Below are 6,857 nucleotides of genomic sequence, written 5' to 3' on the forward strand. Positions count from 1 at the left end.
TCGTACGGCGGCACGGCGGCCGCCCGCGTTCGGCTCCTGAAGCCGTACACCGGAGGTGAGGCACACGGCAACGTCACGTGCCGCAGGGGGCGTTGCGGATCGTCGGTGTCGACTCCGGCCGGCCCGTGGCGATCAGGCGCCGGGCGTCGCCGGGCGGTCACTGGCCGAGCCGGGACGCCCTCGTACGGAGGTAGTGGCGTTCCGGGGTGCTCAGGGTGAGGCGGGCCGCTTCCTCGTAGGCCTCGCGGGCGGCTTCGGTCGCGCCGGTGCGTTCGAGGAGGTGGGCGCGGACCGCCGCGAGGCGGTGGTGGTCCTTCAGGCGGGGTTCCAGGGCGGTGAGTTCGGTGAGGCCGGACTCGGGGCCGTGGACCATCGCGACGGCCACCGCGCGGCCGAGTTCCGCCATCGGGTCGGGGGCCCGGGCGACGAGCAGGTCGTAGAGGGCGAGGATCTGCGGCCAGTCCGTGTCCTCGGCACGTGCCGCCTCGTCGTGGAGGGCCGCGATCGCCGCCTGGAGCTGGTACGGGCCGGGCGGGCCCTCCGCGAGCGCCTCCTCGACCAGGGCGGTGCCCTCGGTGATCGCCTCGGAGTCCCAGAGCGCGCGGTCCTGTTCGTCCAGGGGGATCAGCTCGCCGTGCGTGCCCGTACGGGCCGCACCGCGGGCCTCGGTCAGGAGCATCAGCGCCAGCAGACCGGTCACCGCGCCCTCCCGGGGCAGCAGGCGGCGCACCGCCCGGGTCAGCCGGATCGCCTCGCGCGCCAGGTCGGCGCGGTGGAGGGTGGGTCCCGAGGTCGCGGTGTAGCCCTCGTTGAAGATCAGGTAGAGCACCTGGAGGACGGTGGCCAGCCGGGCGTCCCGGTCTTCCGGGCCGGGCGGGTGGAAGGGGTGGTCACGGAGCTTCGCCTTCGCCCGGCTGATCCGCTGCGCGATCGTCGCCTCCGGTACGAGATGGGCCCGGGCGATCTCCGCCGTGGTGAGGCCTCCGACCGCGCGCAGCGTCAGCGCGATCCGGGCGGCGGGCGCGAGCGCCGGGTCGCAGGAGAGGAAGAGGAGCGTGAGGGTGTCGTCGTCGGACGGAGCGGCCCGGGTGTCGCGGGGTTCCAGACGGGCGGCCGTCTCCTCGCGCCGCGCCCGCGCCTCGTCCGCCCGCAGCTGGTCGGTCAGCCGCCGCGAGGCCACCCGGATCAGCCAGCCGCGCGGATTGGCGGGCGTCCCCGCCGCCGGCCACTGCCGCGCGGCGGCCAGCAGGGCCTCCTGTACGGCGTCCTCGGCGGCGTCGAAGTGTCCGTACCGGCGCACGAGCGCGCCGAGGACCTGCGGCGCGTGCCGGCGCAGCAGGTCCTCGACCGTCTCCGCGGGCTCTACGGGCCCCTGTCCGTGCACGTTCAGCTGGTGAAGAGCTCGGACTCGGGGCGCTCGTCGATCTGCCGGATCACCACCGGGTGCTCCGGCGCGCCGGCCGGCTGCGGACACCGGGCGACCCGCGCCGCGATCTCGGTGACCCGCTCCAGGCTCGCGCAGTCGAGCACCCAGTACCCGGCGAGCAGCTCCTTCGTCTCCCCGTACGGGCCGTCCGTGATCACTGGCCGGCCGTCCTGGCCGGCGGTCACGAACCGGGTCCGCGAGGGTTCTACGAGCCCCTGTGCGTCGAGCAGCTCACCGGACTCGGCGAGGTCGTTGTTGATCGCCTCCATGTGCGCGAACATCACCTTCAGGTCCTGCTCGCTCCACGCGGGGCTCTGCGGGCTGCCCTTGCCGCCGTAGGCGTCGTAGTCGACTTGGGAGCCCTGCACCATGACGAGGTACTTCATGGCGTCCTCCTTCGCTCGTGGTTTCCCTGTTGCCTTGCACAGGGGACGTCGGAGCCGGGCGCCGATCCTCGACACCTCGCGGGGTCCGTTGCGAATTCTTCTCGGATTCCACTCGCGGGAACCACGGATCGAAACTCTGCGCCAGTGGTCGGGAGCGGAGGCGAGCCGAGCCGAGGCGGTGCTCCGGGGGCGCGGTGGCGACGGCCGCGGCCTCGGCCTCAGCCCCGGGCGGCGACCGCTTCCTCGAGGAAGGTCCAGCCGTCGACCTTCACTTCCCGCCTCTCCCCCGGATCCCATCCGCGGGCCAGTGCGGCGTCGAGCAGGACCCGTACCGTGCCCGGCTCGTGCAGGTTCAGGGCGCCGCCGTCGACGGCCCCCACCTCCCCCGACCCGGTGGTGAATCCCGAGACGTACCGGCCGGGGCCCTCGTCGAAGACGAAGCGCAGCAGGCCGCCGGTGCCCGCCGGCTGGGTGTGCAGGGTGAGGGTTTTGCGGCAGCCGCGGTTTTCCAGCACGTGGTGGCCGTGGCGGACCGTCCACATGTAGGTGCGCCCGTCGGCGACGAGCAGGCGGGCCTTATTCGAAGAGCGGGGCATGCGGCCGAGCGTACGCGGCTCGGCGGGACGACTCCGAAGGGTTTTCTCCGCCGTGTACGCGAAAGCGCCCGGCCGGGATGTCCCGGCCGGGCGTTCTCGTGCGTCTGCTTGCGCCGTCAGGCGGTCACTGGTGGCTTAGTACCAGTGGTGGGTCTGCCAGAAGTTCCAGGCGCCGACGGGGCTGCCGTAGCGGGAGTTCATGGATGACGGAGTTCGACACGGATGAACCTTCCACAGGGGACAAGGGCGGTCGCTGCATGCCGGAGGCATGCGTGAGCCCTCACGCAGGTGGAGAGGGGTTCGTCGGCGGCGGGTGAGTACCCGTGCCGCCTGGCGACTCATCCAGTTCTACCGACGCCCCGACCCCCTGGCAACGAGCCGTCCTACTAGCGGCCCTCGCAGAGCGGGCCGCACGACCCTGTGCCGGGCAAGGCACGATCCGTGCAGGTGGGAGCCGACGCAACGGCAGCGATATCGGGGTGGCAGGAGCTACTATCCCGGTTCGTATGTGACGTGGGCCCTATGGGGCGGCTCACCCCAGGGGCGCCCGAATCTCACTGAATGTCATCGTTCGTACCCGCCTGAGGAGCCCGATCGGATACCGGAAGCGCCTCGGCAGCGGGTGCGGTTTCGCTCTAGCGGGGTTCCTGGGCGGCCAGTCGGCAGGCGCCGTTCGCGGCGCCCCCCGCCACTCCGGCCGCGGTCAGCCCGCTCACACAGCCTTGGAGGTCGCCGCTCACGCCGAGGCGGCACGCCGTCGCGACGTCGCCGGTGGCGCCGGCCTGGGCGGCCATGTTCGTGCAGGCCGGGATGTCCGCCAGGGCGGCGGGGGCGGCGAGTGTGCCGCCGAGCGTGAGGGTCAGGCCGGCGAGGACACCGGCGACGCGGGTCGACGTACGCATGGGTCGCACCTGCTTTCCGCGTTGGTCACGCGGCCCGGCTCATGCGGTGCCCGAGCCGTGTGGGAACGGCGCCGAGCGGCGCTCGGCGGGGCTTCCCCTCCAGCGTGCACGCACCGGACCGGCTCTCGCCTCCCGGCGGGGACGCGCTCCCGCGGCCCGCGGCCATCCGGGCGGGGCGCAGGACCCGTACGGCATGGCGCCCGGGGCCCCGGCGCCCCGCGGCGCATGCTGGTGCCTCCCTCCTGCAGGAGAGGCCTGTGAGTGATCCCAGCCCCCGACTGACCACGAGGCCGGCGCCCGCCGCAGCGGGCGACGGCATTCCCGCTCCCGGGGTCATCGGCATCGGACTCGCCGCGGTGCTCACGTTCGCGCTCGCCCAGGGTTCGTGGCAGTGGTTCGCCACGTTCATCGGGGTGACGCTGCTCGCGGTGATGCTCGCCTTCCAGCGCCGGGCGCAGTGGACGCCCGCCTTCCGCTCGCCGTACATGCGCGGCCTGGTCGCTTACGCGCTGGTCGTCGGCCTGTGCGTGGCGGTCGCACTGGCCCCCCTCCTACAGCGCCGGGCCTGGCTGTTCCCGATGCCGGGCACGCGCAGCGAGTGCGTGTTGCGGGGCAGGTACGAGGCCCTCCAGGTGGAGGCCGCGCTGGGGAACCTGGCCGGCAGCGACGGCGCGGCCCTGGCGTTCGTGCAGCAGGACGAGGCCCGTAAGGCCGTCGCCGAGTGCCTGGCGTCCACGACGACCCTGTGGCTGCCCCTGTACGGGGTGGGGGTGGCGGTGCTGGTGGGAGCGGGTGCGTGGTTCCGCGACCGGGCCCGGGCCCGGTCGGGCCTCGTCGGCTAGGGGGTGTCCGGCTCCGCGGCGCTCTGCGGACGTCTCGCGGACGTGGCCGTCCACGCCGACCCGTACGAGGCGCGGACCGCTGCGGCCGCCATGGTGGCGGGACTCGCGCGGGACTTCCGTGAAACCGACGTCGAAGTGACCTGGGATCCACCCGGGGAACCCTGGTCCCGGACCGGTCAGGTCGTCCCCGTCGCGAGAAACGAGACGCCCCCGTCTGACGCCTGAGGGCGAACGGCGAGCTCAGTGCCTGTTGCCGAGGCGTGGTGTCGGTGGCGTGTCGGGGGCTGTCGGTCCGTTGTCGGTGGGGGCTGGCACCTTTCGAGAGGTCCGCCGGTGCACAACCGGCTGTGAATTCGTGAAGGGGATCTCTGGTGCATGACGTGGTGATCGTGGGAGCCGGCCCGGTCGGTCTGTCCCTCGCCTGCGAGCTCGGCCTCGCGGGCTGTTCCGTACTGGTACTCGAGCGGGAGCCGGAGCCCCGCTCCCCGTTACGGGTGGCCCCGCTCGGGATGCGCGGCTTGTCGGCCGCTTCGGTCGAGGCGTTCTACCGCCGCGGGATGCTGCACCCGCTGCTGACGGCGGCGGGCGGCCACGGCGGTTCCGGCGCGAGCCCCGATGCGGACGTGCCGTCACCCCCTCGTCGCGGCGGCCACTTCGCCGGCATGATGCTGGATCCGGCCAAGATCGACGACTCCGCCTTACCGTTCCGGCTTCCCACCCCGGCGCCGGAGCTCCTGATGACGGACCTCGAAGCGGTCGAGAAGGTGCTGTCCGAGCAGGCATCGAAGCTCGGTGTGGAAGTCAAGCGCGGCGTCACGGTCTCGGCCATCTCCCGGAACGGCGAGGACGCCGTCGTCGCGCACGCCGGCGCGGACGCGTACGCCGCGCGCTGGCTCGTCGGCTGCGACGGCGGACGCAGTACGGTGCGCAGGCTCGCGGGCTTCGACTTCCTCGGCACCGAACCGCAGTTCACCGGCTACGTCATGCACGCCGCCATCGCCGACCCGGAGAAACTGCGCCCCGGGTTCAACCTGACGCCGACGGGCATGTACATCCGGATGCCCGCGGAAGGGCACGTCGGCATGATGGACTTCGACGGCGGCGCGTTCGATCGCTCGCAGCAGCCGACCCGCGCCCATCTCCAGGCGGTTCTGCGCCGGGTGTCCGGCACCGATGTGACGTTGGACGACGTCCACATCGCCTCGACCTTCACCGACCGGGCGATGCAGACGACGGCCTACCGGCAGGGCCGCGTCCTGCTCGCGGGCGACGCCGCCCACATCCACTCCCCGCTGGGCGGGCAGGGACTCAACACGGGCATCGGCGACGCCATGAACCTGGGGTGGAAGCTCGCGGCGACCGTGCAAGGGCACGCGCCGGACGGGCTCCTCGACACGTACACCCGCGAGCGCCATCCGATCGGCGCGGGGGTGCTCGACTGGTCGCGCGCCCAGGTGGCGGCCATGAAACCGGACCCGCATGCCCAGGCGATCCAAGCAGTGGTCCGCGATCTGATCGGGACCCGTGACGGAACGACCTACATGTTCGAGAAGCTGTCGGGATCGTGGATCCGCTACGACCTCGGCGGCGGGCATCCGCTGGCCGGGCGCAGCGCCCCGGACTTCCATCTCGAGGACGGCACTCGCCTCGGCGACCTGATGCAGGACGGTCGAGGCGTCGTGCTCGATTTCAGCATCGACCGGCGCCTGCACGGTTCGGCGACGGGCTGGGAGAGCCGGATACGGTATGCGGCCGGGCGGGCGAGGGACGACCTCGGGCTGGGTGCCGTGCTGGTCCGACCCGACGGCGTGGTCGCCTGGGCGGACGGTCGCGACCCTGATGGTGAAGCGTTCGAGCGGGCCGCGGGCCTTTGGTTCGGTAGTCCTCACCCGGCCGAGACCGTCGTCGCGTAGGGCCTCGCCGCCGACCCGGGACGAGTAGCACCGCCTTCTGGTACGGACAACCCCGACGAAAGGCGGGGGGCTGAGCCGCCGTTCGGCAGGGGCGGTGGAGCGGCCCGGATTCCTAGCGTCGGCGGCATGGAAAACGAGATACGACCGGGTATGGCGCGCGCGGCGGTCCTGACGCCGACCGCCGCCGGAATCGCGGGCGCGCTGGGCCTGCTGTGGCTGGCGCCGGACGGGCCGGTGCCCGAGGGCGGGGCTTCGGCCCGCGGCTACCGTGCGGTGACGGGGTGGGTGGCGGACGGGCCGAGATGGACGGGTGCGCTGCTGGAGGCCGCCACGGAGGGCACGCTCGTCCTCCTCGGGCTGCTGCTGGCCGCGGTGGGGTGGCGCGCACTGCGGCGGCGGGACGCCGGCGGGATCGCGGGCACCGTGCTGGTCGGGCTCGGGACGGTGGCGGCTTACGTACTGAGCGAGGCCGTCAAATCGGTCGTCGACGAGGAACGGCCGTGCCGCGCCCTGCGCGACGCGGTGGCGGTGGCGGTGTGCCCGGAGCCGGGCGACTGGTCGTTCCCGAGCAACCACGCGACGCTCGCCGTGGCGCTCGCCGTCGGCGTGGCCGTGCTGCGGCCCGTCCTCGCGGCGGCGGCGCTGCCGCTGGGTGCGGTGGCGGCGCTGCTGCGGGTGGCGGTCGGGGTGCACTACCCGCACGACGTACTGGCGGGGGCGGTGCTGGGCTGCGCCGTGGTGGCGGGGGTCCTGGCCGGCGCACGGCCGTGGGGGACGCGGCTGGTGTCAGGG

Annotated in this window: 7 protein-coding genes; 3 read left to right on the top strand and 4 right to left on the bottom strand. The window is 73.3% G+C overall.

The annotated features are described in order from the left end of the window. Positions 1-157 precede the first annotated feature (157 nt). From IF02_RS0129780 to IF02_RS0129795, 4 genes are all read right to left on the bottom strand, one after another. On the bottom strand, positions 158-1,384 hold the full coding sequence (locus tag IF02_RS0129780; protein ID WP_037837366.1) for an RNA polymerase sigma factor: 1,227 nt from the start codon (positions 1,382-1,384) through the stop codon (positions 158-160). A gap of 2 nt (positions 1,385-1,386) precedes the next feature. Then, positions 1,387-1,812, bottom strand: a complete 426-nt coding sequence (locus tag IF02_RS0129785) for a YciI family protein (protein ID WP_030162405.1) — start codon at positions 1,810-1,812, stop codon at positions 1,387-1,389. Positions 1,813-2,030: 218 nt separating this feature from the next. Further along, positions 2,031-2,408, bottom strand: coding sequence for a hypothetical protein (locus IF02_RS0129790; RefSeq protein WP_030162406.1), 378 nt, complete (start codon positions 2,406-2,408; stop codon positions 2,031-2,033). Between the two features lie 635 nt (positions 2,409-3,043). Beyond that, positions 3,044-3,310 carry a hypothetical protein gene (locus tag IF02_RS0129795; protein WP_030162407.1) on the bottom strand — a complete coding sequence of 89 codons (267 nt, stop codon included), beginning with the start codon at positions 3,308-3,310 and terminating at the stop codon, positions 3,044-3,046. A gap of 257 nt (positions 3,311-3,567) precedes the next feature. Here IF02_RS0129795 and IF02_RS0129800 point away from each other — a divergent pair, with 257 nt between their 5' ends. The 3 genes from IF02_RS0129800 to IF02_RS0129810 all read left to right on the top strand — a co-directional run. Beyond that, on the top strand, positions 3,568-4,152 hold the full coding sequence (locus tag IF02_RS0129800; RefSeq protein WP_234318374.1) for a hypothetical protein: 585 nt from the start codon (positions 3,568-3,570) through the stop codon (positions 4,150-4,152). Between the two features lie 371 nt (positions 4,153-4,523). Beyond that, positions 4,524-6,065 carry an FAD-dependent monooxygenase gene (locus IF02_RS0129805; protein WP_030162411.1) on the top strand — a complete coding sequence of 514 codons (1,542 nt, stop codon included), beginning with the start codon at positions 4,524-4,526 and terminating at the stop codon, positions 6,063-6,065. Positions 6,066-6,191: 126 nt separating this feature from the next. Then, positions 6,192-6,857, top strand: a 666-nt coding sequence (locus IF02_RS0129810; protein WP_037837378.1) for a phosphatase PAP2 family protein, incomplete at its 3' end; no start/stop codon positions are given.

The sequence above is a fragment of the Streptomyces sp. NRRL S-244 genome, assembly GCF_000717915.1.
Lineage (GTDB): Bacteria > Actinomycetota > Actinomycetes > Streptomycetales > Streptomycetaceae > Streptomyces.